A 26,960-nucleotide genomic window follows, 5' to 3' on the forward strand; every position below is an offset into this window, starting at 1 on the left:
CTGCAAGTTCAAGCTACTTCAATTGATCAATTCAGCATTGGGCTCCATCATCTCTTCTGCTGGCTCACGCTTCTTCCGTCTGCGAACGGGCCGGATAGAACGTATACTAATCCATAATGAGCCGATAATGACAACCGTATATACAAGAACGAACTCAACCCATAGTTGTATTGGAGCTTCCATATTAATGGATGACCCTCTCACATAAAATATAGATTTAGAAAATTCAGGCTGGAACAAACTTAACATGGCTCCTGCAGGATTCAACCCCAATATAAACCCGACCCATGAATAGGTAGGAGACGAAACTGCACCACTATAATTACGTTGCCACATACTAATAAGGAATATATATAGAAGTCCTGTAATGAGAAAAATAAAGATGCCCACACTGTACGTAACAATGATCGAAATAATCGTCCGTTTAAATATCGTAGAGAACATGATTCCAAGTGATCCTAACAACAGCATGATGAATAAATAGAACAGGAATAACGCTATTAACTGCCTTGGTGAAATTCCCCCAAACAAAAATACGATACTATATACCGGCAAAGTTGCAATCACGATCAAAGCCATAAAGCTTAGTGAGGATAACAGCTTACTTAGAATAATCGTCGTTGAGCTCTGCTGTGTTGTGAGTAACATACTTAAGGTTTGCTTTTCACGTTCACTGCTGATTACACCTGCAGTCAGGGCCGGCGCCATGAAGGCAATCATCAACAATTGCGCGAAGCTCAGCACGTAGAACATCATCTGACTCATACCCGAATTAAACTGTTGATTTCCACCGTTACCATTATCCAAGTACATCGTCATATAAATGAAGCCCATGGCTATGAATCCCAATGCTAATATGTACAGCATCACAGATATCATTGAACGGGAAGTCCGCATCCGAAGTCTAAATTCCTTATCAAGTACGGGATTTATCCATTTCTTACTCCAGTTCATTGTCCCAGCCCCCCTTTGGTAATTTCCAAGAAGACATCTTCTAAGTTGGTCTGAGCCTCATGGAAAGAGAGAATTGGAAATCCCCAAGATATCATTTGTTGAAGTAGAAGTGCTTGCTCCTGTTCCCCTCCACTGAAATGAACGTGCACACCCGTATTGTCACCAAGTACGCCACTAACACAAGGCTCATCACGAAGTCGTACTGCTAACTCTTCTTCTCTTTCCATAGTACGAATATGCAATATTTTCTTGACGCGCAGGCGACTTTGAATATCTGCTACTTTCCCTTGAGCTATCATCACACCATGTTCAATAACTCCGATCTCATCTACCATTTCTGCAAGTTCTGGGAGTATATGCGAGGAAATAATAATCGTTTTCCCCATTAATTTCAGTTCTTTCAATATTTCCCTCATCTCAATACGCGCACGGGGATCAAGCCCTGAAGCGGGTTCATCAAGAATCAACACTTCAGGATCATGAACTAGACATCGAGCTAGACAAAGACGTTGCTTCATCCCTCTAGAAAGGCTATCGACATAACTATCAGCCTTATCACTCAGGTTCACTAAGTCTAATAATTGTGGAATAAGCTTCTCCCGTTCATTACGGGGTATATGATAACTAGCCCCATAGAAATGTAGATATTCTGTCGTCTTCAATTGATCATATACTCCAAAGAAATCCGGCATATAACCAATTCTCTTCCGTACTTCCTTGGGGTATTCCGTTACTTCATAGCCATCAACCTTAGCCGTTCCTGAACTTGGTAATACCAATGTCGCTAGAATCGACATCGTAGTTGACTTACCCGCACCATTCGGACCGACAAAGCCGAATACTGTTCCCTTAGGAATGGTGAGATTGATATCCTTCAATGCATCGAAATTACCGTATCGTTTACTAAGATGTGAGATTTCAATCATGGTTTCACCTTTCCTTTCAGTCTTACATCCGGCAGAGCAAATGTCGTCTCATTCTGGACAGTTACCGTCATTCTCAACATCTTACCATTCAGTAAATATTGTTCTACATTCGAATTAATCGTGAACCCACCACTTTGCCAAACGACAACTTCCCATTCTAGCTTGTTCTCATTCCAAATTTTGAATTCCGTATTCTGTCCAGGACTTGTTCCTCGTAACGTCAGTTCTTCATATAGCGCATTCTGATCTAGCTGTGGTAATTCATATTCAAATGATGCCGTCCCCTGTGACATATTAATCAACCCGTTCGAATCTTGGTTCCAAGAGCCTGCGCTTACTTGCGTCATAGTCGGGACGACATAACCAAATGGAATATTGATCGCGCCATTGTGAATTAAATTCATCGTTACAGGTTGTGTCCATAAGTTCAATTGATTGCTAGAAATAGCTTTCCCTTTGTGCGTATACGTTAAGATCGGATCTTCACTCCATGCAATAATGTACGAACCCTGTTGAGACCAAGGAGTATACGGCGCATAATTCATTAATATTTCACGCTCACGATTGAAGTTACTTCCATTGTTCGTGTTCACATAAGGAAATAACAGTGACCCTAGATTTCCTCCGGATATGTTCATGTTCTTTCCTGACATTGTTGAAAGGATGCTACTTTGCTCGTTCTTACCTAGATCCCCGAGCTCATACACCTTTCCTCCTATGACCAATACAACTTTCGTTAGGTCACTTGTCGTTTCGTTAATCACCTGTCCATCAATATTACCTTGATCATCAAGAGATACGGTAACGTTCAACTGTCCAACCTGTCGATTACCACTCTGCTGTACCCAAAGTTTAGCAAGGGACCACTGCGGCATATTCAATAGATCCACTTGTGTCTCTTTACTGCCAACTTCTATAAAACTATTATTCGCTCCATCTCCGCCAAATCCACCGCTATCGCGTTGAAGTCTTACGTACGAATTCCCAGGGAATTCGAGGGTATAATCTCCACTACTTGGTGTGAAGAATGCGGTTGCACTCGTCGTAGTCGAACTACCTCGTCCATTCAATTCAAGTATATTCAGCGTATGGGCCAGCTCCCTACTCTTATCCGCTGATCCTACGGTGTATACTGTTCCGCTCGCAATAATAGCAATCAGTGGAATAATCCACCATGCCCACTCTCGCTTATCCACCTTTTTCAATATCCAATACAGCAAGGGTGCAACCACCACGACATAAATCAATAGCATCCAGACTAATCCGCTAAAGCTAGGCATTGTGAGAGTAGGGAAATAATTAAGTATGTATCCTAGATTATTTAAGTTGTTCTCTTGAGACATCATCCCATTTTGATTCATTAGAGGAAGATCGTCTTTCAAAAGATAAGACCATACTTTCGGATGCCCATTCCACGAATCCATTGGCGTCATTGCCAGATCGTACGCTGCATAAAGGACGTTCCCTTGCTCCATTTGACGTGTAGCAAATAGTGGCTTATTCCCCGCTCGATACAATATCTCACTATCCTCTAGTACTTGTGCGCTAGATAATGTAAAGTCCCCTTCCAAGTTGAGTGGTTTAGCACCAAGTGCAGCTAATTCCGGTAGCGTCGATACTGAGAAGGTCCCCTCATATTGAACAGGGGATACATCTGCAAATGCTGCAGCCGTCTTTGGATATCCCGCACCACCAGCAAGAACTAGCGTACCCCCAGACTTCACCCACCCTGAGATTCCGTTGATCTGTGACTTGCTCAATGTATCCGATGAGAATCGATTCATGATCAATACATCCATACCATTTAGTAACATAGGGTCCTCTGGAATGCTAGTCGCTTTCATTGGAATAACATTGAGGTCATATCCATCACTACGAAGGACATTCATGAAATTCATCGTATCCGGATCATCCGACAACACCCCAATGATTGCACCATTTACAGGCATACTCTCGATATAAGATTTTCCCGATGCAAAGGGTATACTCCCCCCTTTTTTAACGGAGTCTTTAAAGAACCTAATCTGATTATTATCCTTGTTATATACCGATCCTGGGATTCCAATCGTGACTTCTTTCGGTGTATTCCGAGGTAGTTCCACATGTTGCACATAGGATGCAGCCCCTGAATAACGGTCCTCGCCTTGGATTACAATATCCCCCGAAATATCGGTATCACTTGTTAGTATGATTTTCACTGGATTCCACATGCCATTCTTCATCTTCCCGTTGTAACCCAGTTCCGTCTTGATCGTGATCGATGGTCCATCTGCATCAACCGTGGTTGGAATAATCCATACTTGAAGAAGAACGGCTAGTACTAGGATCGGTAGAATCAACTTTCTTATATTTCTCAAATGAATAAACAAGATCTTAACTTCCCCTCTCCGAAACTACTTTTCTACTGATAGATTATCAAGCTCTGTCGCCCTAGGTTAACAATCTATCTCTCCTTAAAAACTATTGACGTGATGAGTGAGCAAAAAGTTTGCAATTGAATTTAAATTGATCTCTTGAATAAATTACTCTAAAGGGTATATATGTATTTTAACACAAAAATCCCGCTCCATTAGGGCGGGATTTCTTCATTAATATAGCTATTTATTTTTTAACCGAAGACAACCGTCTTATTCTCATGAACCAAAATACGATCTTCAATATGCCATTTCACAGCTCTGGCAAGAACTACACGTTCAATCGTCCGACCAATTCTCTTCAATTCTCTCACATCATCACGATGACTAACCCGCTGTACATCCTGCTCAATGATCGGTCCTCCATCAAGCTCTTCTGTCACATAATGTGCCGTTGCTCCAATGATCTTCACACCACGTTGATAGGCTTGCGCATAAGGCTTCCCTCCAACAAATGCAGGCAGGAAAGAGTGATGAATATTAATAATCCGATTTCGATAGCGCTGAATAAACGTTGGTGAAATAATCTGCATATACCGCGCCAGAATAATGACATCAATATCATCGCCCACCACTTCGAGTTGCCGTTGCTCTGCTTCTAGCTTCGTATCTGCCGTTACTGGAATCTGATGATAAGGAATGCCAAAGGACTCCACATAGTCCTTCATGTCCGGATGATTACTAACGACCATCGCAATTTCACCATCGAGATCTCCAGCCTGCCATTGCCACAGTAGTTCAACTAAACAATGGTCTTCTTTCGAAACAAAGATAGCAAGCTTCTTCTTGCGGTTTACACTATTAATTTTCCAATTCATTGCAAACTTTGAAGCTACCTCTTGGAACTGCTCTTTCAACCCAGCTATTCTCTGATCTAGATCTGTCAGGTCAAATTCGATACGCATAAAGAACATGCCACCCTCAGGGTCCATCGTGTATTGATCAGACTGAACAATATTTGCTCCATACTGATGAAGAAAATATGACACTGCAGCAACGATCCCCGGCCCGTCCGGACATGAAATGAGCATCCTTGCACGCTCTTTGTACGGATTTTCTGATAATGATAAGTTCTTATTGATGTGCACTTCCATTATATTTACAGACCTCGCTCTCTTCAATTTCACTTTGTTATTCCTAAAGTTTTGTAAGGATATCTCGACCTGCTAACCAGGCCACAATACGGTGGTTTACGCCTTCTTCACTTAGGTCTGGGAAAAGATTATCTTGTATCACCATATCATAAAGACGTTCTAACGGTTCACGAGGATCAGCCTTCTTTGCCTTCGCGTCATTCTTCAGCAAATTCCAAGTGTCCAATACAAATTCCTGAGAGTTAACTTGCTTGGTAGCAAAAAAGGAATGAAGTTCATCAACCTGATTCAGAAACTCAGCGCCAAATCTCTCAGCCACATTCCCTCTCAACAAGGCGATCTCGATTTCATACATCGGACGTTGAGTTTTAGCATCTTTCCCGATCCAAGGAGTTTCTAATATAAAAGGCATCCCTTGTAAACGTTCATGATGCACTACAGAATTAATGGTGTTGAATCCGATAAATCCGCTTCCCACAGGAGTATGACGGTCCTTACTTGCCCCCCGTGGATTCTTGCTATCATTTAAATGAATCACACCAATTCGTGACAGTCCAATAATCCGGTCAAATTCCTCAAGCACTCCATCTAAATCACCTACAATATCGTATCCTGCATCATGAATATGGCAAGTATCTACACATATCGTTAGACGTTCATTATGTTTTACTTTATCAATAATTCGAGCTAGCTCCTCGAAGCTACGTCCGATTTCTGTTCCTTTACCAGCCATTGTCTCTAAGGCAATGTTAACATCCGTCTCATTTGTACCTTCCAGCACTTCATTTAATCCGTCAGCAATACGCTGAATACCAAAGTCAGCATCCTTATCTGTATATGCACCAGGATGTAACACGATATTCTTCACGCCAATAGCATGTGTACGACGGATTTCTTCCTGTAGGAAGCTAACTCCAAGCTCGAATATACTATCTTTGTACGAGCCTAAATTAACAATGTACGGTGCATGAACGACGATTTCCTCAACACCGTTCTTGTGCATCTGCTCCTTACCCTCTTCAAGATACATCGATTCTATCGGCTTACGGCGTGTATTCTGCGGTGCACCTGTATATATCATAAATGAACTAGAACCATAGTTATTTGCTTCATCTGCAGCACTTAGCAGACCCTTGCCCGAAAAAGACACATGAGAACCAATTTTCAACATGTTGTATCCCCCTTTATTACGAATAGCTTCTATTTTAACTTGAATAGCGAAAAAAATCTAGAAATGCGCTATAATCAAGATGTAACGGCTTAATTAGTGATTAATATCATTGAGGTGAACATATATGAATACCACACTCGTGGTCAATTTACTGTCAAGTAGTACTCCAAGCAGATGGTTTATGAACTCCATTGCCTTCTGGACCATTGTCATGATGGGCGCGATGTGTATCGGAGGATTTTTCATGTTCCGCAAGTTCCTAAAGGTGCTCCCGAAGGCCGATGGAAAGTCCAAACTGGATTGGCAGAATTATTGGGTAGAACGGAGTCGCCCGATGTGGACTGACGAATCGAAAGCCCTATTAAACACATTAGTTAGTCCCGTACCCTCGGCATTTCGAGATATTGCCAAACATTCCATTGCAGCCGAGATTGGTAAAATAGCCGTTGAAAGCAACGCAACCGAAGTAACGAGAGACCACTGCATTCGAGGATACATTGTTGCCACGCCTGCACGGGACTATAAATTCCTGATGAAGTTCCTAAAAAAGAACCAAATTGATTACAAGCCTTATGAACATCTGTTAAACAAATAATACTTAAAATGACAGTTAAAATCGGGGAAATAGTGAAAACTAGGAGTTCTCCAGTAATTAGATGTACTCTGGTCACCTAAAATTAGCGCTTAAAGGAATTCGCTGAATTTAGGTGACCTTTTTGCAACTGTTGGTGATTTGTAGGTGATGGAAGGGGAGTTTGTTGATCATGAAGATTGCCATTTGTGGGGGAACGGGATTTATCGGAAAAGCGTTACAAGAACATTGGCTCAAGGATGGTCATCACTTGATCATCATAACTCGAAAGATTCCTACACATGCTACAACTATACAATCTCAAATAGAGCATATCACTTGGGACCAATTAGAGCATCACCCGGAGTTACTAGAGAATTTGGATGCACTTGTTAACTTAGCCGGAGCATCTCTCAGCCAAAGATGGACAACGCAGGCCAAGCAGCGGATCATCGAATCGCGTCTAAAGACAGTCTCAGCTGTCAGTAATTTAGTCTCCCAGTTGAAGAAAAAACCCGCTGTCGTAATTCAAGCCTCAGCCATTGCCATCTACGGTACTTCAAATGATGGAACATTCGAAGAAACTTCACCCACGCGTGTGATGGACTTCCCATCAGATGTTGTTCAACAATGGGAAGATGCGGCAGACACGATTCAGGAAGTTCGATTAGTGAAACTTCGGGTAAGTGTGGTGCTTGGAAGCCATGGAGGTGCCTATCCGATGATGAAACTTCCTTTTAGACTTGGAGTAGGCGGAAGAATCGGTAGTGGTCAGCAGTGGATGTCTTGGATTCATATCACGGATATGGTGAGATTAATTGATTTCTGCATCCTTCACCCAGAAGTGAATGGACCCGTGAATGCAGCGGCACCTCATCCCGTCACGAACGACCAATTCGGCAGAACCGTCGCAGCTGTCTACCATCGCCCATATTGGTTCCCCATTCCGAGCTTCCTGCTAAAGGCCGTCGTTGGGGAATTATCGTTAATTCTACTACAAGGTCAGCGAGTGATCCCAAGTAAAGCTCTTGAGCATGGCTTTGAATTTACTTTTCCAGAAATCAGAGATGCCCTTCAAGATCTGAAGTGATACTCATGAAATTCTTAAATATATCACAAGCGTATTGGTTTTCTACTACCCGTTGAACTAAAAGGCTTAACGACATCCTTTAATTTGACTTCACCGTGAACCTCTTTCGTCTCTCCATTAACTTTGTATTTGATTTCCCATTCTAGAATATCTCTTTTGCTTATCTTCATTTTTTCTAATAAAAATCCATGATCGAAGTAGTATTTCCGCTCCCCCATAGCATCAGGCAGTTGAAAAGGATCATCGGCCTGAGCCACTGACATGATCGATATCCCGTCGACAGAACATTCGAAACTAACCCCGTCAAACTGATTATCTTCTCCAATCATCTCCAAATAATAATTCCCAGCCACATACAATGAATTATGGTAAGCCACAAAGTTAATATCTTTGATATAAAAGTCTTCCGTTTCTATATCATAACTATATTCAATAGGTACTCGATGAAGTTGGGCTTGACTATAGATAGAGAATACTACAAGGGCTATTAAGATGACTCCTATTGAGATAGATATTACATATTTCTTCACGGCAGTTTACCTCCTCCACGTTTATTCTTCTATATTGTAACAGAGGGTAAAGTTGGATAATGCTAAACTAATCACAATGGACATTCCGATATCATTGCTAGGATGAATAGGGTCGTCAGAATAGAGTATTCGGTCAAGTTAATTCATCATGTGATATGTATACTCACCCTTAACAATCGTAAATATATCGCCATCGTTGAGCAGATATTCTTTATAGGAGACCATTAACTCTTTATTTAATAAGGTTCCATTCTTGGATCCCAGATCTTTAATGACATATCCCTCGCTTCCTTTAGAGAGTTCTACGTGAGCTCTTGACGTACCAGGCGTTTCTTCTACGAATTGGGCAACTTCCGCAGCTCTACCAATAATGAAATGTGGGTGATTTAGTTCGATTCGAACGGATGGGAGATCCCCTTGAGCAGAGTCCTCATACATGAGTCCAGCCTTAATTACTTGCCCCATCTCTCTTCTTTCTAGGTATGGATTTGAGTGACGAATCACCCCATTATTACCCTGAATTATGTTATTCTCTGGCATCAACAGAACGGTTGCATTCACTCGAGGCGAAGATAACATTTCTGTTCTGTGACCAAGCTTGGCATAGTAATCATCCTCAGTTTCCCCAACGCTTGAAGAGGCTTCATCCTCTATTTCATTTACAGCGTCTGTTTGAGTGCGCTCAGTCTTTGGGTTATCTGGAAATACCCATCTTTCGCGCGATGGCTCCAATTCCTTATCCTTTGATGATCCACCGAAGAAACCTGTTAAACGCTCTACTTGAAATGATGCCTTTTTTCGAATCAGACTAGAATCTCCTAATCCTCGTGAATCAAATAAAGCGACTGATTCTGTTAAAGGCTCTGCTCCTTTCATTGGCATCCTGATCTTTCCCTTCCAACCCATCCATGCGATAGCTCCAAGCAGACCTGTGACGAGTATACTTACGATTAACATGCCTGTCCCTGGATATGCCATATAGAGATATCGCCATGCTAAAGCACAAGCGACTAGACAACCCAGAGATACATATGTTGCTATGGGCCCTGGCTCATAATCTCCATCTTCATCTTTTAAATCGTTATCATATTGGTTATCCATCTGAAACGAAGCTGCAGACAATCCCACTTTTCGTTCAAGATATACACCCTCAGCCCTTTTAGCAACTGGTTGGGAGAATAGATCAGGCTCATATGGCTTAGTGGAACGAATTGGTGTTGAATTTCGAGTTAGAATCGAATGGGAATCAGGTGTTATATCAGGGTCAGGTCGGTACGAATTGGATGGAGGCATACTATTGTGAGTAGGCTTAGATGGTGATTGCTCCCCAGCCTGAGCTAACAAATTCAGAAGCAAACCTCTCATACCGGACAACGCATACCCCTCAACACTCATATATTGTAGTAACGTTTGGATCCCGTTCCCTTGTAATTCGGACACCGATGTCATTAGTCTTGTGATCAACTTACTTAGCGATGACTCTAATGGTTCAGGATTCTTCAAAGATTGAATGGGGTAATAGGTTAAATATAATTTCCCAATATGAAGAGGACCCTCCACAAATATATAATCTTCTTGAATGATATATTTATCCTGATCTAGCATATATGAAGTACTCTCTTCTAGCGCATTCACCAGTTGAAGCAGCAGATCGTAGAATTCTTCCATTGTTAACTTTTCACTTTTGAGTAGATGAGTAAGCATCTTCTTATCCGTAATATCATATTGAAGACTCACCTTAAAATTTATTTCCTTCAACCGAAGAGATAATAGATGCGGAATCTTCGTCGCAGTGATCATGCTGGTCTGTACTCTGTTTAATTCAGATGAAGTGAGTCCCTCTGGGCTGTCCAGAATCATATAGTTACCACCATTGTGGATGAAATCCTGTGTTAATCCAAACATTCTATTCACCCCTTTCTAATAAGGAAAAGCGTAGATATAAGCACAGATGATTCCTGGTACAACGGCAAGCATAAACGGAAAACGAATTTGCTCTTTACTCCAATTCTTTAATATATCAATATCCTTTAGTAGAAAAAAACCTGCTATTCCACGCCCTACTTCTCGTAGACGGGATAATGTCTCTCTACGCCACAACAGAATCATAATCCCAATGAGTCCCGCGAATAATATGGAATACATTAACGTCTGAATCGTGAACATCATTCCTGTCCATGCACCAATTCCTCCGAATAGTTTGACATCTCCCGCTCCCACTGCTCCGATCCAGTACATCACAAAGAGTATACTAAATCCGGCAGCTAATCCTATTCCGGCAAACAATGCCCCACTCCAGCCAGAAGCTATAAAGTGATAGATTATTCCGCATAAAATAGCAGGGATAGTCAGTTTGTTCGGTATCTTCATCGATTTAATATCCGTAATAAAGGCTGCCGTTACGAGAAGTGCGCATCCAGCAAAAGCGATCTCCATATCTCTTCCTCATTTCCTATAAAGGGTTGTTCAAAAAATCATCTTTTGAACTCGAACTATAATGACATTAATCTCGATCAATAACGGTAAACGTCACTTCCATGCGCTCTCCATCCTCTAATGTAATAATGAAAGGCCATGTCCCCGGCGTCGTATTTGTTCCAACAAACCATTCCCATTCGATATATCCGTTAGCGTCTGCCTGACTCCATCCTAGATACTTGGCAGTACTCTCACCACTCTTATAAAAAACAGATAATTGTGCCATAGCATTCGGTTCTACCTTTATCCTAACCTTAGCCTTCTTTCCGACAATGGCAGGATTCGGCTTCTCCAGTATTTGTATAGAAGATGCGACCTCTTCACCGACACCACCTCCAATTCCCTCCGAAGTATCTCCAATCCACAGACGTTCCTGTGCCTTTGCTTGTAATATAATTTCTTTATTGATAAAAGGTACCTTCACAGGTAACGCGTAACTGACTTCAATACCGAAATATGGATTTTCTCTAGTCTTCATATCAGGAAGATATATGTTGGAAATATGAATCCGATCATAGCTTATAAACTCACTTTGAATGAACGGCTTAAGCAGGGGCTTAACAACAGGATCAAGAACAGTTTCAGCCATATTATTCTTTACTTTCTGTAATGGCTCGTCTCCCATTGTCGCAGCATCCATCATCCATTGTGCGAACGGAGCGGGAAGTGAGTTACTATACTGGGATACCCAATCCGTCACAGAAAGCTTAGGAATGATCCAGTTCCCAGTTAATTGGGAGTCCTTATCCTCCTCCGGTGAAGCCTCTTTCTCTACGATTAAAGCAATAGGGTACATATGGGAAGACACCATCTTCACGGTATCGGATACGGTGCTTTGAAGTGCTGTCGATATCAATGTCATTTGAACAATATAGATTAGAAAAACAATGAAAAAGATAAAGAAGGGAAATACTAACGCAGCTTCAAGTACCATACTGCCCTTTTCATTCTTCTTTCGATCAATAGGAAAAATCCGCTTTCTTAGTAGCATAGTAACGGTTTCCTTCCACTTTATCTTCGTTGCTTGCAGTAGATCCTATCATTCTCATCACTCCCGGAAGAAACCACAGCTTCATCCCGATCACAACTTCACCAGAGGAATAGGTCGCCCTCTCATTTGGATTAATTCCTGTATTAAAACGGATCAATGATAGCATTCTCGACATCTTCTTCTCATTATTACTATGAATAAAGAGGAACATTCTCAAGTAATCGCGGTAAGTCATCTCCACTTTTACATAGGCCGATAACTCAATCGATCCCTTGTGACACAGTTGAATCATATCTACGATAGCCATCTCAATCCCATACAATAATGCTGCTGCCAGAATCAGCAATGGATTTCCCAACTTACTACTCTTCACTAAACCTTCCATCGTTCGTATTGCTAGTCTCACTCCGAATATTTCGGCATAAGCGGCAGATACATTTCCCACGGGATTATGAAAGCCGTATAGAATATACTCTAGCTCCTGATTATGAACACTTAGTTGCTCTACTAATTCGTCTCCAATTGAACTACCCGGGTTACTTACGATATCTCCCAACCGAGTGATATCAAAATGATGAAAATAGAGCGCAGCATATTCATTCTGATAGAATTCATTTTGTAATCCTGACAACATGCCACTCATAGAACCATATAAATCATCCACATCGTCCATAGCTGATTTACCAGCATCGTAAGGATCACTATCCAGTTCAGCCCCTTGATATGATCCATCTGCTGATTGTTTATTAAATGAAATACTTTCATCATAATATTGTTGTAGTGTACGATATTCTTCCATATATCCCTGTGCTTTCTCATTCAATCGATTAATCGTAGATAATATCTTAGTTGCATCCTTCAATTTCGCCTTGGATTCCTTCTCAATTGACTTGCGCTCCTTATCAGAGGAACGGTTCTCTTCTAACCTACTCAGTGCTGCATCAAGCATATTCCCTGAACCGGAAGTCACATAATTCTGCATATAAGGATCTACACCGTGTCGTGACTGAATAACAGTTGACTTCATTTGGTCACTACTACCACTTTGACCAAAAGCCATCCCCAATACTGTATTAGAAGACGTTATCCCGTTATCTAATCTCTTAAATTCCGTAGTCTGATCCTCAATTCCCTGCTTAAGATCTTGTAGTAACGTTTCGGAGAGGATTAGACTTTGAGTTTTTTCTCTGATATTTCGAATGACATCCGTGTCACCAGTACCTATATCTGTACTTCCCGGGCTATCTTCACTTGATACATGGTCATATCCTTCACTAGCTGAGCGGTTCTCTGACTCCACGATCACTTGTTTCATTTGTTCATTAATGTTGTATGCTTCCTCCCATCGTTCAAGCGCTTGAGGCCCCATCTTCATATGATCTGAACGCGATGAACTTTGCTTATTAGATACATTAGACAACAAGCTTGAAGTCCCTTGATGATATCTACTAATTAAATCCGTAAGTATATTTATAATCTTGTCCTCTTCTTCTTCGTCGTCATCGTTACCCTCATCGTCATCATCACTGTCACTGTTGGTGTTATTTTGCCTGTTCTGTTTATCGGCGATTCTTTGCTCCAGCTCGATTGCTTTGGCAACATAGTCATCATATTGAGTCGCAATATCGGCACCCGAATCGATGCTCCCCCCCAATGATTGATTGGAGATATGATTAGCAACTTGAGCCATGATCAGATTGGGTAACGATTCCACGCTTTTAGCTGTCTTCTTCTGCGTAGCTATCATTTCATCCAATGCATCTTCTCGTTTGTCATATAGCTTTTGTAATTTTCTAAGCACATCCATCGTATTAGAAGCTTCCTTCATGGATTGAGATAGCGGTTTGAACTTATTAATAATTTCTAGCGTGAAATCAATGGGCGCCTTATATTTCATTTCTTCGCTAATTTGACGATTGAATACTTCGTATTCTCCGAGCATGCGGTCCATCTGCAGCGAGGACGAATCTAATGTGAGATTAAGCAAAGAGAAAGCATCTCCTCGGTCTCCATGATCAATACTTCCATTCAATACCCCGGACATAATCTGATCTCCACTACTCTCTCCATAGGCGAATATTCCATATTCCTGCTGTAGTTCCGGTTCATAAGCAGACATCACAGAGCGAACTGCAGAACGCACAAGTCGCTCACTTTGAACCTTCATTGCAGCAATTCGAGCGTAGTCGATGAACACAGCAACAAAACTAAATACAACGGCCAGTATCAAAATAAGAAAAATGGAGACTGAGCCCCTCTGATCTGTGTGCCATTTGCCAAACATGCCATTCCCCCTTTCTTTATTTGGTTTTTGATCCATACTTCTGCAATACTTGGGCAGCATCACCCTTATTCGTAGCACTTTCACTAGATCCTTTGAATTTAGCACCATAATATCTCATTAGATCTACCGTACGAATGAATTCTACGGGTTCAACGATGATAGATTGTGCACTCACTCCCAATTCGGATCCCCCAGATAGTATCTGATCTAGTGGAGGCAAGTTGATTAGCTGGTGTAATTCGCTACTCACTTTTCGCAACAACAGTTTATTCTCATAAGAAATCTTTCCGTTTATTTCACCTGTCACAAGCACACTTACTTTGGATAGCTTCGCAGTTGGTAGCGAACCCGATATCTCACCTTCGGGTAGAGATATCGATTCTTCATTACTAGCATCTGACCAGCCGAACATCGTTCCCAGCATCCTATCATCTGTCAGTCTCCAATACAGCGAATCATATTGTCCCTGCTGAAAGGATCCATTAGACGCTTCTTTGTGGCTGTTATCCCAGATATAGGCTGATCTCTCCGCGGCTGCAGAAGCAACCTGCTGTAATATAGACTGCTGATAAATGTACATACAGAAGAACATGAGAATAATCGTCGTCGTCAGCACGATAGGCATAACGAGGGAGGCTTCAAGCGTGAAGCTTCCCTCATCGTCTTTCAGCCTATTTCCCATCAATAAAGTTTTCACTTTTTGTACCAACCTTTTTCAATAGATTCTCAACAATTAATTTAAGTTGATCCCTAAAAACCACAGCAATCACAACAATTGCAGCAATGATCAGGATCATCTCCAGCATTCCTAGCCCCTCATCCTCTTGCCAAAACCCCTTAACTTTTCCCCATATATTCATTAACATGTCATCACTCCTCCTACATATTCATCATCATCATTGCGGGTGAACCAACCAGAACAACAACTACCATAAATATAACGACCATTGGAAATACCAACTTAGAAGACGCTTGTTCACCGCGAGTACGAGTGATCATCTTGCGCTTCTCCCATAGTGTTCGCGATAAATCACGAAGTGCCAATACAAAATCATTGCCTCCACGTCTGAAATTCAACAACACTGTGGTAGTAAAGATCGATACCTCTTGTAAAGCACATCGTTTACTGAAACTTTCAAATGCTTGTTGGAAAGAGTACCCGCTATCCCAATCGCCAACCATCCGTATCAATTCTTTATACAGAGGATGATCCCGTTCTTCTTTCTTTACTTCAACGCAATGAGCAATCGCCTTTTGAACCGTTTCGCCTGCTCCAACAAGTAATACAATTTTATTCAATAGCTCAGGAAGCTCCATCAATATATCTTGATCACGAACTTGAACCTGTCTGTGAAGATCTTTCACCATTGCCGCTGGCAAGAGAATGGCTAGACCACCTCCTAGAATCAAGCCTGTCTTATCCCCCATTCCTATGGACATAACACAACCCAAACCTAGCAACAGCCAGCTGTAGCACATCATCTCGCCTAGATAGAGCAGTGTCATTTCGCCGCTGTATCTCATTCCGTGAATTTTCTGAATGGAGCGTTGAACTTTATAGAAGAAGAATGGAAACCTTGTTGTTATCCTCAATCTGTCTAGAATATATAACATCGGATTCACCATCTTGCTAAGTCGTAGCCCATCCATGGAAATCTTCCTTAGTTTCTGATACTTCCCCCCGCTGATGTAATTCAGCACCAGCCAACTACCCACTAGCACAATCAGGATCACGATACATAAGACAATCAATACATCACCTCGCCTACAATTTAATATTCATAATCTTCGTAATCCAGATAGTACAAGCCCCCAATACCGCCAAGGAGAATGTTGTTATTATGAATCCAACCCCGCTATACATTGGAAGCATATAGTCAGGTGATGATACATTCATGAAACATATCATGAAGATCGGAGCCACCAGAATCGCTTTGGATTCGAATTTTTTCTGAGCGACCATAACGGATATTTCCTGTTGGATATCCAGCTTTTCACTAATAATGTTAGATGTACGACGTACGACTTCAACAAGATCACCACCTGTTCTCTTACATGTCGTAAATACATCGGCAAAGTTCGTGATATCTTCCATAGATGCACGTCGACTGAAATCCTGTAGCGCATCCTCAATCGGCTCTCCATATTCCATTCGAGCACAAATAATGTTCAGTTCCATAATGAGATCATTCTCCGCTTCGGGATCCAGCATTCGTAGATCCGCAACCGCCTCCCTAAACCCATTCTCTACAGATCGGCCAGCCGAAAGAGAGGAAGACAAGGAGAATAACGCTTGTTTGAAATGTAAGTTCATTGCAGCACGACGACGATCCAGCATATGCTTTCTCCAGAAACCAGGAATAAACCATCCGCTACATGCTATCAATAGGGAGACAATCCATTGATGATAAAATAAATACCCAATACCATAAAAAATGATGGCCCCGACCACAATACATAGGACTCTCTCCAACATACTTAGCTCATAACTACTGTAATCAGGGAGATTTCGACTCATAGCTTGACCTCCTCACCTTCCTTCACAATGGTATCTTCAAGACCTGCCATACGTAGCTTATCAACATGATGTAAAGTGAACCCACAGGATTCCAGTTGCCCTATAATTCTTCCATCCTTCTCCCCTCTTTCCTTGAACTGAAAGAGCGGACTCAGTTGTACCTCTCCGTTCTCCATACCCAGCACCTCACTAATTTCCGTCACTCTCCTTGAACGATCACGCAACCTAGATAGATGAACTAGAATATCTATGGCTGAACTAATCTGCTGACGAACGACGAGAATGGGAAGATTCGCTCCACTGAGCACCATCGTCTCAAGGCGACTAATCATATCTTTAGTGCTGTTTGCGTGGCCGGTTGAGAGCGAACCATCATGCCCAGTATTCATCGCTTGTAGCATATCCAAAGCCTCACTCCCCCGAACCTCCCCGACCACAATCCGATTCGGACGCATCCGTAATGATGATCGAATCAGATCACGAATGGTGATTTCGCCCCTTCCCTCTATGTTGGCATTCCGTGTCTCCAATGAGACTAGATTAGGTACAGTTACAATCTGTAACTCTGCTGAATCCTCTATCGTAATCACACGCTCATCTACTGGAATGAACTGTGATAGAGCGTTAAGAAACGTCGTCTTCCCCGATCCAGTTCCTCCACTGATAAATATGTTGTATTTCCCTACTACTAACCTCTGAAGAAAGGTAGCTGTCTCATCACTTAATGCACCTCGTCTGACGAGATCATTCATCGTCATTGGCTTCTCTGGAAACTTCCGGATTGTCATCGTAGGCCCCTTCAGAGCAATGGGTGGTAAGACAATATTGACACGCGAGCCATCTTTCAATCTTGCATCAACAATCGGAGATGATTCATTCACCACACGGTTCACGCCCGCTACGATACTCTGAATGATATCCTCTAAGCGGTTCTGCGACTCGAATTGCTGCGAAATTCGTTTCACTTCCCCCTCTTGTTCAATGAATATATCTTGATGACTATTGATCATGATCTCCGTGATAGACGGATTGTCCACTAAAGGCTGCAATACATCCAATCCGCGAAATGAGTCATATATTCGGCGGACTAGTGTACGCTTCTCCAGTGCAGTCAAATCCTGCAATTCCTTGTGCCCCAATACCGTCCGTTCGATATAACTCATTAATTCAGCATCATCTACCGCAGATGTCACATCTAGACCTGAGCGAATAGTACTTCGAATGACCCTAAACATCTCTTCATCCATGGGGTTCTCCCCCAACCGTAGCAGATACAAGATCCCCTACCCATTCTCTACATAGATTCAGAATGTCTCTTTGAAATATGGGTGAACTCAATAGAATCTCCTCATGACTTACTTGCTTCCAAGAGGGTATATAAGGGAGAACTCCATCAATATGTTCTATAGTGGAGGGGAGTGTATTCGCAAGACTTCCAACATAACGGTTCACAATAAATTTACTTTTCAACATCATGTCACTATATAAGGTAGGATTATTTCTTTCCAGAAAAGATAGCCATTGTCCGCTCTTGTGCATACTGATCACATCATCAAGCAGAAGCCATACCAGACTTCCACAAGCTTCCATCACAGCCTCGCATCGATCTTCTGCACTACTATCTGTATCCGCAATAATGACATCATATTGACCGCTATCTGCTATCAACTTCATAAGCTGACATACATCGCTCTTACTCATCTGGATCCATTCCTTGATATTAGTCAGCGGTTCAAACATATCTGCCTTGATCCCTTCATGGTGGACAACATAAGATGGAATTGAAATACACGAATAATCTTTTGTTTCCTGCGCGGCTTTCAGTTCATATAGTAGACGTGACAGCCCTGTACCACTCTCACCACTTCTAATCTGCCTTGGAAACACAGCACTACTATTCATCGTCTCTAAGCTAAGATAGAACACTGACAGTCCACTAGATCCTAACTGCTTAGCTATATTTAGGGCTGTCGTTGTCTTCCCGCTTCCTCCAACGGCAGATAGTATGCCAACCATCGTTGTCTCACCTGTGGCTCGAGATGTTGCTACAACGCCCTTTCTTCGAGATAAATGTAGAATGGAATCTAGCAGTTGAGGGAGCGGTTGATATTTCGCAAGAACAGGCCCTTGCAACGAATCTTGTCCCATTTCATCTAAGACGATCCATGTTACAGTCTGTTCACCTTGCTCCAGCCATGGCGCTAGAAATACCGACTCTCCTACGATCACTTCCGGCCGTTCACTTCCATTCATATACTTCATAAATTGAGACACCTCAGTAAAAGCAACGATCCTCATCTTATCGCCATATTCACTACTGTGAACATAACGAAGTAGAGGCTCAATATAATCGCTCTCCTGTACAGCCAACACTACTCTAGCAGGAATCATCATTCACTCTCCCCCCAATGAAACAAAAAAGCACCGTTCAACAAACGCAGTTACGCGGTTGTTAAACGGTGCTTCCGTTTACGATCCATTAATTTACTGATAGAATATCACAGTTAGTTCCAGTCGGCAAGTATGAATTACTAAGATCCATATTCAGCCGATAATTCAATGATATTATGGTCTACGTCTAGAAGGAATATTTGGGCAAATCCAGCAACACTCTCAGGCCTAGCTTCATAATGAACTCCATTCTTGTCTAACCAATCTATCGTCTTCTGATAACTTTGGACCCACATTGCAAAGTGCCCATCCGTCGTATCAATCCCCTGATCCCGTAATGTCTGTCCCTTTGGGTGTTCAAGAAGATGAAGTTGTTGATCACCTACTGCATACCATACCCCGCTGGAACTAAAAGAGGGACGATCTATTTCACGAAATCGAAGGATTTCCGAATAGAACCTTTTAGATTTCTCTAGATCTCTTACCGCCAAACTCACATGATGTATCCGAACATACTCAATCATCATTATACACTCCTTGTATTGTCACATATCTTAATAGTTACTTATCCTCATTATATAGGTAGCATATCTCGGGATTCAGCCTTCGGTTTACACTCCTTACAAACACCTATCACACTGCCCTCATCACTAGCATAGAAAGTTAATTTACTCATTTTTTTGCAATAAGTACATTTCTGTAAGCCCTGCTTACTATTCTTCCTCTGAAATTTAACGACATTTCCACTCGATTTCCTAGTTCCTAACGCTTTGAACACCAAGATCAATATAACAACACATACAACGATCAATAACCAGATATATTTCACTGAATACCCTCCCCACGCTAATTCCCAGCTATTTTAACAATCTCCCCTTTAATTCTGGTGTTGGTAACATACATTGATCCGCTTTTCCAAACCAACGGTATCGATTTCTAGCAATATATTGATATACGGTATCCCTTATAAATCTAGGCAGTAGAATAAAGCCATATGTAAGCGGCCATAGGCCTCGTAATTGCCTAGCAATACGTAAAGCAGCTGTTGATTGTGTGAAATATCGATCGTCCTCAATTAGGACAAAACCACTCATAAAGTCTATGGGCAATCCATTCTTGGATAGTAATTTCTGACCTGTGTCCGACTGTAAAGAAGCAAAGTGAAATCTCCCAGCAGGATCATGCTGAATAATAAACTTCGTGGCACCTTGGCACAAAAGACACTCACCATCGATAAGCACAATTGAAGAAGTTTCCATATGATTCTCTTTCACAAGCATTCCCTCCTTCTACTTACCATTCTTAAAGATATCATAACACGATACAACATATAGAAAAGAAGCGTAGGACGATTTCCTACGCTTCATGTCTTTAGCAACCTAACTCTTACTTGGCAATAGCCTTCTCAAGCCATTGATTCTCGTCGATTTGTTGCTGTAACGTACCTCTGAAACCTTCCATACATCTACAAATGAAGTCTTTGCGACATACAGGACATGGTGTTTTTTGCAGTCTCGTAATGTTCGTCATCTTCCATGCAGGGTAACGATCATAAAACGTACGACACTCTGTTCCATCAGCCAAGTAGAAGATGAATTCATACAATCCATCTTTCTCATTATTGCTTGCTTCTTCCACATTCGAAATGATCGGTCTGTAAGACATCATTATCACCCATTATATTAAATTTGCTAACACAATCTTATTCCAGCTTATCCAACAAGTACTTAGACATTCTAATTAATTTTCAACTTGATGTCAATTTATTATACCACTAATTCTCCCCATTAGTAGACAAAAGTAGACAGCCAAGAAGAAATGACTCTGCCGCCCTTCATTTACTGTATAATTTACAGTGTTAGACCCGTATCGGAATCATAACATTATTATTAGGGGGAGAATGGATGAGTATATACGATTACCAAGTGAATACAATTCGTGGCGAAGAGATTTCTCTATCCAAGTATGAAGGAAAAGTGCTATTGATCGTTAATACCGCGAGTAAATGTGGGTTTACTCCTCAATACACAGGACTTCAGTCACTCTATGAAAAGTTCAAAGACCAAAATTTTGAGGTTTTAGGCTTCCCAAGTAATCAATTTAATGAACAAGAACCCGGAAATAGCGACGATATTGAGCAATTCTGTCAAGTTAATTTCGGAGTCACCTTTCCTTTATTCGAGAAAATAGATGTAAAAGGGAAAACCACCCACCCATTATTTCAATATTTATCAGATGAAGCCCCTGGCATTCTAGGTTTAAAAGCAGTCAAATGGAACTTCACCAAGTTTCTAGTCGACAGTGATGGTAAGGTTCTCGAACGCTTCGCTCCATCCACTGCACCAGATAAAATCGGAATTGTCATTGAAGATCTTTTAAAGAATCCTCGGTTCGTTCTCTGAAATATAGAAGACCTCACCCGTAAAGATACGAGTGAGGTCTTCTATTTTAATTCTCTTGTTGTTCATTTTTCAAGTTATTTGTTTAGCATATTGAAGATGGCTTGCATCGCTTCTGCACGAGTCAGTTGTCCTTGTGGAACGAACTTATCATTCCCACGGCCATTGACTAATCCTAGTTCAAGTGCCTTATTTATCGAAGCACTTGCCCACGGGCTTATACTTGCTTGATCAGCAATTGGCTTAGTCTGCAATACATCTGATTTGTTACCTTTCTGCAGTTCATATGCGCGAAGCAACATGACAGCCATTTCCTCTCTCGTAATCGTACGAGTCGGATCAAACAATGTATCACTCAATCCATTAACAAGTCCTGCTTCATATGCAGCTGCTACATCTGAAGAATACCATTTCCCAGCTGCTACATCTGCAAATTGGCTTGTTCCCTTTGACTCTAATCCCAATGCACGAACCATAAAGGCAGCGAACTCTGCTCTTGTTACACTTTCATTAGGTGCAAAGTCTGTATCACTTACGCCTTTGGCGATTAACATTGCAGCCATTTTCTTAATCGTCTTAGCAGCCCAGTGGCTTACTGGGATGTCACCGAAGGATTTATCGAATTCCAATACCGCATACTTGCCGGAAGATTGAACTTCAGCACTGATATGGCCGTTTACAATTGTTCCACCCATATAAGTTAAAGTGCCATCATCTTCGATCTTGTATATCCCCACTAGATCAGGATTCACATCTCCGTTTACTTTTAACGTTAGAGTTAGTGGTTCTGCAAATTTAGTAGGGCTCACTTCTTTTCCATCTTTACCTACAAGCGATAGCTTGAAGTCATATACCTCACTTGCTGCTTGAATATTAGCATCGTTACTATTTATTGATTTATTAAGCAATGCTTGCTTCGATGAATCCGCAACGGCATCGAAGGATAATTTAATCTGTGCATCCTGTAGCTTCTCTGAAGACGCTAACTTTTGCAATTGATTTAACACTTCCGGAGCAAGTTCAACCGTAAATACATCACTCGTCAAAACGATGGATTGATCTTTTACGATATCTGCTGCATTTACTGGAAGTAGTACCGATGTCTTACTCTTTTCAATTTCAACAGAAATGACACCTTGCTTGTTAACTTTCAAGCTATTGCCACTTACCGTTTGCGTCTTCGGACCCGTCTTATCCGTTGTTACTGGTGGATTGACTGGACCTGATGGATTACTTGGAGTTCCCGGAGTTCCAGGCTTTCCTGGATCAACTGGGTCTACTGGATCAACCGGATCAACTGGACCTACTTCATTCCAATGAATCGTGTACACCAACGTTGATTTACCGTCTGTTCCCACTACAGTAATAACTGTTTTTCCTTCTTTTTCCTGAACTTCTATTGTCACAGTGGCTCCCGCTTGAGTCGTGGTAGCTTGAACAACCGCTTCTGGAGTAAGTTCGGACTTGTATTTCACTATTCCTGGCGAGAATCCTTCAAGAGGAACGCCATTTACTGTAATCGCTGATAACGTTGCATCAGTCTCTGGTACAGCAATACGAGACATGGTTGTTCCGGCATCAAGAGCATAATAGATACTACCGTCGATACCAATGGACATATCATTCATGAATGTATCCACAATTATTTTGTAAGACAATGTCTCTGGATCGATAGCGATCAATTTGCGAGATAATGTCGTGTAAAGCATACCATCAGGGGCCCATTGCAAGTCGAATGGTTTCCACTTACTAGTATTGTATACACTTGGTTGAATAACTTTACTTTTAACTATCTTTTTGGTTGTGACGTCCATGGCGAAGATCGTGCCATCTACTACGCCCCACAGTAGACCATCTGGTCCGAATGAAAGCTCACCGATCATCTTCGGTATATCATCAATACCAGGAATATCAAGTGCGATTTCGTCTATTTTCTTACCGTTTTCTACGTCCCAAATAAAGAGTTTTGCTTCCGACTTGGATGGAACGGAACCTAAACCACCCCATACCGTCGTACCTCCGTAGAGAAGCCCATCCTTATAAGCTAGACCAATAATAGCTTGATCTTCAACAACATCGTTGAACTGTGTCCATTTATCCTTCACTTCATCATAGATCGCTAATACTCCACCTAGAATACCATAGTCAGCAACAGTACCGACGAACAGCTTATTATCCCCAGACGTAAGAGCGAACGGTCTATCTTGGTGGTGTTGAATATTATAGACCACTTCAGGATTAGCATTCAGTGATACAGGCTTCGTTGGATCAAAGCGATACATGATTGCAGCAACATAAGTCCCGTAGTACACATAATCATTCAAGAATCCAATGCCTTCTGGTTGTGCGAATGAAGATATATTCGTATCGATTTTATTAGTAAAGGGATTATAAATACTCATTCCCCGTTGATAACCACCGAGATAAAGTCTTCCATCCATTGGACCTCTTTCAATGGCTTGAATTCTAACAGGTTGTGCTGATATTTCAAGTTCAATAAATGAAAGCCAGTTATCAGAAGGATCATATAAAATATACTCCCCATACTGAGTTACCATAGCCAACACTGTTTTCCCTATCTTTTCTCCACTCTTCATCTTTATCCACTGCATATCTTTTACACGTGTTGTATCCGGAAGTGGCACGGATAGTATGATCTCAGAAGATTTATTTGTACTGAAATCATATTTAAAGAACTTTGTCCCATGCTTATAATAGATCAGATTAGGATCTGCCGGGTTCGGATCTGAGATCATATTACTATACTGGAATGTATGCTCAATCTCATAGGTGTCCATATTCATAACTACCATATTCACGGTACTAACTGAAACAAGCAGTTTGTTATTAACTACGAACACATCTGCAATTATTCCGCCTTTCGTGCCTGTATAACCTGGGATATTAATTTCTGTTTTCTCCCCAGTTACACGGTCAACTTTAACCAAATGTAGATTCGATCCTAAACCAGCGTAGATATACTTATCGTCTACTGCTATGCCTCTGACATAATCTTCACCTTTCATAACGACACCATAGTCTCGGAATTGTTTGGTTGCAATATCGTATTCGAATAATTTACCTTCTTTTTTATCTGCAAACGTACCACCGTATATTTTACCATCTGCAGTTGCTTCAAGGTCCCATACCCATGGATCCGATGGGTTGCCACCTAGCATTTCTATTTTCTTCTCTACAGGTAGATAGCGATACAATTTCCCATCGCCAGTCCCTGCAAAATAAACATTTTTGTCTGGTCCAACTGTCATGGCCCACAATGCTTCTGTATTTGGAATTACCTCTGTAAACTTCATCTTACCTGTTTCTGCATCTAACACTGTGAATGTACCAGGCAATCCATTCGAATGGAAATATACTTCGTTCTCACCTAAAGCATTTTCCTGAATAGCTCCAGCCTGACCCAAGCTCACGCTAACCATAGGACCAAGATCCACTGCTTTTTGATAGTTACGATCTAATGGCACTTCAGTCGGCACTATATCGAATGAAACATCATCGAAATAAGCTTCTGTGAAACTAATAGCTCCGGAAAAGAATATAATTTTAGCATAGGCTGTTCCCGCTGGAACTTTAGTAGATACCCGCATCTCAGTCCATTGATTATTACCCAATGCTAATGATCCGAACAATTCCTGTTTCGTGCCTACTTCAACATCCTTATTATTATAGTAATTGATTTTGAAACCGACATTATGTGATTGGTTAACGACATTTACAAAGGCTTTAGCAATGTACGATTCGCCAGGAATAACAGCAAACTTGTCGCTTGACACTTGCACGCCTGTCTTATCACTCTTATCTTGATAATGTAAGCTGTTCTTTCCACTATTAAATACAGATGTATTCAAGCCTATTGATCCCGCAGGACCTTCTGTAAGACTCCATCTTGGAATCGCACTAGCTACCAATGCCTCTTCAAATCCGGCATTTGGGATTTCGGCTGCAACATCTTCTGCAGGTGGAGTCACAACAGGTGTATTGGGTTCAATAATTACACTCGCATCATCCACATATAACTTTGTAAGGCTCGGAAAACCAGAGTACAAACCTACTTTAATATAGGCTGTATTGGTAGGAACTTCACGAGTGATTTTTATGTCCTTCCATTGTCCCACAGGGATAGTATTGGCACCATATCCCTCAAAATCATATATTTTTACAGTCTTTCCTTCCGCATCGTAGTAATGAATGACAGGTTGGATTTGCGCAGTTTGATCTCCTGCAGCAACTTTATAAACATAAGTCTCGAATGTAACCTTATCTCCTACTGACACTGAAATCGGATCACTTAGCATTCTGAAGCTACCATTAGGCGTTGCACTGTTCACTTTATCTTCGAAAAGCAAACTTTTATCTCCATTTCTTGAGTACGCACTACTAAGTCCAATACTTCCGAATGCTGCAGTACTAGGATCTACAGCCCAACCTGGGATTTCCATACCAACCAAGTCCATCTCAAACCCTGGATTAGCAAGAGCAGATGTTGGTAGTCCTGGATTTGGCTCTGGGTCTGGTATTACTGGCGTCGCTGATTCAATCATCGATACATCATCGAAGTAAGCATCCGTCAAGCTTGGTTTACCTGAATAGAAACCGATTCTCGCATAAGATGCTTTTGCTGGGGCAGTAGAGACATTCACAATCTCATTCCAAGCATTCAGCGTTAGGCTTCCTTTAGCATTGCTCACTTGCTGCCTTGGTGTGATTTCAACATTATTCGCATCGAAATATTGAACTTCATGCAGAAGACTATGAGATTGCTCTACGACATATACAGACGCTTGGACAGTATATTTCCCATCTGGATTGACCATTATTTTTTCGCTTAACACGCGCAATCCTGGAGAAGCAGCACCGCTGTCAGTATCGTGAAGATGTAGACTATTCGAACCGCTTTTAGCTTGTGTAGTACTGAGTTCTATCAGCCCTACCGTTGCTGCATCCTTACTCCAGCCTGGAATAGAACCACCCACCAAACCCTCTTCAAATCCCGCATTCACAATTCCAACATTCACATCACCCGCCGCTGAAACCGCATACAATGGAACCATACCAAATACCATCGCGAGACTTATTGTGATTGATAACAAACGTTTAGACAATTTCTTCTTCATTAGGGGTCACCTCA

The 26,960-nt window shown here is 41.5% G+C and carries 24 protein-coding genes; 3 read left to right on the plus strand and 21 right to left on the minus strand.

Translation table 11 applies throughout. From position 1 onward, the window contains the following. Positions 1 to 18: 18 nt before the first annotated feature. The 5 genes from ACP8HI_RS17115 to ACP8HI_RS17135 form a co-directional block, all read right to left on the minus strand. A complete protein-coding gene (locus ACP8HI_RS17115) occupies positions 19 to 954 on the minus strand; it encodes an ABC transporter permease (protein ID WP_438347408.1) in 936 nt (311 codons plus the stop codon). After that, complete coding sequence (locus ACP8HI_RS17120) at positions 951 to 1,880, minus strand: ATP-binding cassette domain-containing protein (RefSeq protein WP_438347409.1); 930 nt, start codon at positions 1,878 to 1,880, stop codon at positions 951 to 953. Before ACP8HI_RS17120 ends, ACP8HI_RS17115 begins: the two co-directional genes overlap by 4 nt. Continuing rightward, a complete protein-coding gene (locus ACP8HI_RS17125; RefSeq protein WP_438347410.1) occupies positions 1,877 to 4,237 on the minus strand; it encodes a DUF7408 domain-containing protein in 2,361 nt (786 codons plus the stop codon). The genes ACP8HI_RS17120 and ACP8HI_RS17125 overlap by 4 nt, the downstream gene beginning before the upstream one ends. Positions 4,238 to 4,488: 251 nt before the next feature. Beyond that, entirely contained in the window at positions 4,489 to 5,388 is a 900-nt protein-coding gene (purU, locus tag ACP8HI_RS17130) for a formyltetrahydrofolate deformylase (RefSeq protein WP_438347411.1), read from the minus strand. 43 nt (positions 5,389 to 5,431) lie between these two features. Then, entirely contained in the window at positions 5,432 to 6,559 is a 1,128-nt protein-coding gene (locus ACP8HI_RS17135; RefSeq protein ID WP_438347412.1) for a deoxyribonuclease IV, read from the minus strand. A gap of 124 nt (positions 6,560 to 6,683) precedes the next feature. Between ACP8HI_RS17135 and ACP8HI_RS17140 the strand changes: the two genes are divergently transcribed. Together ACP8HI_RS17140 and ACP8HI_RS17145 are read left to right on the plus strand one after the other, a co-directional pair. Then, entirely contained in the window at positions 6,684 to 7,154 is a 471-nt protein-coding gene (locus ACP8HI_RS17140) for a DUF2621 domain-containing protein (RefSeq protein WP_438347413.1), read from the plus strand. 169 nt (positions 7,155 to 7,323) lie between these two features. Next, positions 7,324 to 8,220, plus strand: coding sequence for a TIGR01777 family oxidoreductase (locus tag ACP8HI_RS17145; protein ID WP_438347414.1), 897 nt, complete (start codon positions 7,324 to 7,326; stop codon positions 8,218 to 8,220). Positions 8,221 to 8,243: 23 nt separating this feature from the next. Here the strand turns inward: ACP8HI_RS17145 and ACP8HI_RS17150 are convergent, their stop codons facing one another. The 15 genes from ACP8HI_RS17150 to ACP8HI_RS17220 form a co-directional block, all read right to left on the minus strand. Next, the gene (locus ACP8HI_RS17150) at positions 8,244 to 8,750 is read right to left on the minus strand and encodes a hypothetical protein (RefSeq protein WP_438347415.1); all 507 of its coding nucleotides are present in this window, start codon (positions 8,748 to 8,750) and stop codon (positions 8,244 to 8,246) included. Positions 8,751 to 8,888: 138 nt separating this feature from the next. Then, positions 8,889 to 10,655, minus strand: coding sequence for a DUF6382 domain-containing protein (locus ACP8HI_RS17155; protein WP_438347416.1), 1,767 nt, complete (start codon positions 10,653 to 10,655; stop codon positions 8,889 to 8,891). Between the two features lie 15 nt (positions 10,656 to 10,670). Beyond that, positions 10,671 to 11,186: an A24 family peptidase gene (locus tag ACP8HI_RS17160; RefSeq protein ID WP_438347417.1), complete on the minus strand. Its 516-nt coding sequence runs from the start codon at positions 11,184 to 11,186 to the stop codon at positions 10,671 to 10,673. Between the two features lie 67 nt (positions 11,187 to 11,253). Continuing rightward, positions 11,254 to 12,219 carry a pilus assembly protein gene (locus tag ACP8HI_RS17165; RefSeq protein ID WP_438347418.1) on the minus strand — a complete coding sequence of 322 codons (966 nt, stop codon included), beginning with the start codon at positions 12,217 to 12,219 and terminating at the stop codon, positions 11,254 to 11,256. Continuing rightward, on the minus strand, positions 12,188 to 14,539 hold the full coding sequence (locus tag ACP8HI_RS17170; RefSeq protein WP_438347419.1) for a hypothetical protein: 2,352 nt from the start codon (positions 14,537 to 14,539) through the stop codon (positions 12,188 to 12,190). Before ACP8HI_RS17170 ends, ACP8HI_RS17165 begins: the two co-directional genes overlap by 32 nt. Next, a complete protein-coding gene (locus ACP8HI_RS17175) occupies positions 14,520 to 15,185 on the minus strand; it encodes a TadE family protein (RefSeq protein WP_438351872.1) in 666 nt (221 codons plus the stop codon). The genes ACP8HI_RS17170 and ACP8HI_RS17175 overlap by 20 nt, the downstream gene beginning before the upstream one ends. After that, positions 15,175 to 15,369, minus strand: a complete 195-nt coding sequence (locus ACP8HI_RS17180) for a Flp1 family type IVb pilin (protein ID WP_438347420.1) — start codon at positions 15,367 to 15,369, stop codon at positions 15,175 to 15,177. The genes ACP8HI_RS17175 and ACP8HI_RS17180 overlap by 11 nt, the downstream gene beginning before the upstream one ends. Before the next feature lie 13 nt (positions 15,370 to 15,382). Further along, the gene (locus ACP8HI_RS17185; RefSeq protein WP_438347421.1) at positions 15,383 to 16,237 is read right to left on the minus strand and encodes a type II secretion system F family protein; all 855 of its coding nucleotides are present in this window, start codon (positions 16,235 to 16,237) and stop codon (positions 15,383 to 15,385) included. Between the two features lie 31 nt (positions 16,238 to 16,268). Then, entirely contained in the window at positions 16,269 to 17,021 is a 753-nt protein-coding gene (locus ACP8HI_RS17190; RefSeq protein ID WP_438347422.1) for a type II secretion system F family protein, read from the minus strand. Then, positions 17,018 to 18,268, minus strand: a complete 1,251-nt coding sequence (locus tag ACP8HI_RS17195) for a CpaF family protein (protein WP_438347423.1) — start codon at positions 18,266 to 18,268, stop codon at positions 17,018 to 17,020. The genes ACP8HI_RS17190 and ACP8HI_RS17195 overlap by 4 nt, the downstream gene beginning before the upstream one ends. Continuing rightward, the gene (locus ACP8HI_RS17200) at positions 18,261 to 19,415 is read right to left on the minus strand and encodes a hypothetical protein (protein WP_438347424.1); all 1,155 of its coding nucleotides are present in this window, start codon (positions 19,413 to 19,415) and stop codon (positions 18,261 to 18,263) included. The genes ACP8HI_RS17195 and ACP8HI_RS17200 overlap by 8 nt, the downstream gene beginning before the upstream one ends. Before the next feature lie 137 nt (positions 19,416 to 19,552). Beyond that, entirely contained in the window at positions 19,553 to 19,936 is a 384-nt protein-coding gene (locus ACP8HI_RS17205) for a VOC family protein (RefSeq protein ID WP_438351873.1), read from the minus strand. A gap of 50 nt (positions 19,937 to 19,986) precedes the next feature. Beyond that, positions 19,987 to 20,241, minus strand: coding sequence for a hypothetical protein (locus ACP8HI_RS17210; RefSeq protein ID WP_438347425.1), 255 nt, complete (start codon positions 20,239 to 20,241; stop codon positions 19,987 to 19,989). 28 nt (positions 20,242 to 20,269) lie between these two features. Then, on the minus strand, positions 20,270 to 20,692 hold the full coding sequence (locus ACP8HI_RS17215; protein WP_438347426.1) for a thiol-disulfide oxidoreductase DCC family protein: 423 nt from the start codon (positions 20,690 to 20,692) through the stop codon (positions 20,270 to 20,272). Between the two features lie 106 nt (positions 20,693 to 20,798). Beyond that, positions 20,799 to 21,077 carry a hypothetical protein gene (locus tag ACP8HI_RS17220; RefSeq protein WP_438351874.1) on the minus strand — a complete coding sequence of 93 codons (279 nt, stop codon included), beginning with the start codon at positions 21,075 to 21,077 and terminating at the stop codon, positions 20,799 to 20,801. A gap of 239 nt (positions 21,078 to 21,316) precedes the next feature. Here ACP8HI_RS17220 and ACP8HI_RS17225 point away from each other — a divergent pair, with 239 nt between their 5' ends. Further along, positions 21,317 to 21,814 (plus strand): glutathione peroxidase, encoded by a 498-nt coding sequence (locus ACP8HI_RS17225; protein ID WP_438347427.1) that lies wholly within the window; start codon positions 21,317 to 21,319, stop codon positions 21,812 to 21,814. 74 nt (positions 21,815 to 21,888) lie between these two features. On the opposite strand, the gene ACP8HI_RS17230 is transcribed toward ACP8HI_RS17225, so the two are convergent. Then, positions 21,889 to 26,946: an S-layer homology domain-containing protein gene (locus tag ACP8HI_RS17230; protein ID WP_438347428.1), complete on the minus strand. Its 5,058-nt coding sequence runs from the start codon at positions 26,944 to 26,946 to the stop codon at positions 21,889 to 21,891. Positions 26,947 to 26,960: the final 14 nt, after the last annotated feature.

The sequence above is a fragment of the Paenibacillus sp. FA6 genome (genome assembly GCF_051550225.1).
Taxonomy (GTDB): domain Bacteria; phylum Bacillota; class Bacilli; order Paenibacillales; family Paenibacillaceae; genus Paenibacillus_AQ.

Excerpts from the sequence above, each read along its gene's own strand:
- ACP8HI_RS17115 (WP_438347408.1), bottom strand. The coding sequence starts at position 954 with ATGAACTGGAGTAAGAAATGGATAAATCCCGTACTTGATAAGGAATTT.
- ACP8HI_RS17120 (WP_438347409.1), bottom strand. The coding sequence starts at position 1,880 with ATGATTGAAATCTCACATCTTAGTAAACGATACGGTAATTTCGATGCA.
- purU (WP_438347411.1), bottom strand. The coding sequence starts at position 5,388 with ATGGAAGTGCACATCAATAAGAACTTATCATTATCAGAAAATCCGTAC.
- ACP8HI_RS17135 (WP_438347412.1), bottom strand. The coding sequence starts at position 6,559 with ATGTTGAAAATTGGTTCTCATGTGTCTTTTTCGGGCAAGGGTCTGCTA.
- ACP8HI_RS17140 (WP_438347413.1), top strand. The coding sequence starts at position 6,684 with ATGAATACCACACTCGTGGTCAATTTACTGTCAAGTAGTACTCCAAGC.
- ACP8HI_RS17145 (WP_438347414.1), top strand. The coding sequence starts at position 7,324 with ATGAAGATTGCCATTTGTGGGGGAACGGGATTTATCGGAAAAGCGTTA.
- ACP8HI_RS17155 (WP_438347416.1), bottom strand. The coding sequence starts at position 10,655 with ATGTTTGGATTAACACAGGATTTCATCCACAATGGTGGTAACTATATG.
- ACP8HI_RS17160 (WP_438347417.1), bottom strand. The coding sequence starts at position 11,186 with ATGGAGATCGCTTTTGCTGGATGCGCACTTCTCGTAACGGCAGCCTTT.
- ACP8HI_RS17165 (WP_438347418.1), bottom strand. The coding sequence starts at position 12,219 with ATGCTACTAAGAAAGCGGATTTTTCCTATTGATCGAAAGAAGAATGAA.
- ACP8HI_RS17170 (WP_438347419.1), bottom strand. The coding sequence starts at position 14,539 with ATGGATCAAAAACCAAATAAAGAAAGGGGGAATGGCATGTTTGGCAAA.
- ACP8HI_RS17175 (WP_438351872.1), bottom strand. The coding sequence starts at position 15,185 with ATGGGAAATAGGCTGAAAGACGATGAGGGAAGCTTCACGCTTGAAGCC.
- ACP8HI_RS17180 (WP_438347420.1), bottom strand. The coding sequence starts at position 15,369 with ATGTTAATGAATATATGGGGAAAAGTTAAGGGGTTTTGGCAAGAGGAT.
- ACP8HI_RS17190 (WP_438347422.1), bottom strand. The coding sequence starts at position 17,021 with ATGAGTCGAAATCTCCCTGATTACAGTAGTTATGAGCTAAGTATGTTG.
- ACP8HI_RS17195 (WP_438347423.1), bottom strand. The coding sequence starts at position 18,268 with ATGGATGAAGAGATGTTTAGGGTCATTCGAAGTACTATTCGCTCAGGT.
- ACP8HI_RS17200 (WP_438347424.1), bottom strand. The coding sequence starts at position 19,415 with ATGATGATTCCTGCTAGAGTAGTGTTGGCTGTACAGGAGAGCGATTAT.
- ACP8HI_RS17205 (WP_438351873.1), bottom strand. The coding sequence starts at position 19,936 with ATGATTGAGTATGTTCGGATACATCATGTGAGTTTGGCGGTAAGAGAT.
- ACP8HI_RS17215 (WP_438347426.1), bottom strand. The coding sequence starts at position 20,692 with ATGCTTGTGAAAGAGAATCATATGGAAACTTCTTCAATTGTGCTTATC.
- ACP8HI_RS17220 (WP_438351874.1), bottom strand. The coding sequence starts at position 21,077 with ATGTCTTACAGACCGATCATTTCGAATGTGGAAGAAGCAAGCAATAAT.
- ACP8HI_RS17225 (WP_438347427.1), top strand. The coding sequence starts at position 21,317 with ATGAGTATATACGATTACCAAGTGAATACAATTCGTGGCGAAGAGATT.
- ACP8HI_RS17230 (WP_438347428.1), bottom strand. The coding sequence starts at position 26,946 with ATGAAGAAGAAATTGTCTAAACGTTTGTTATCAATCACAATAAGTCTC.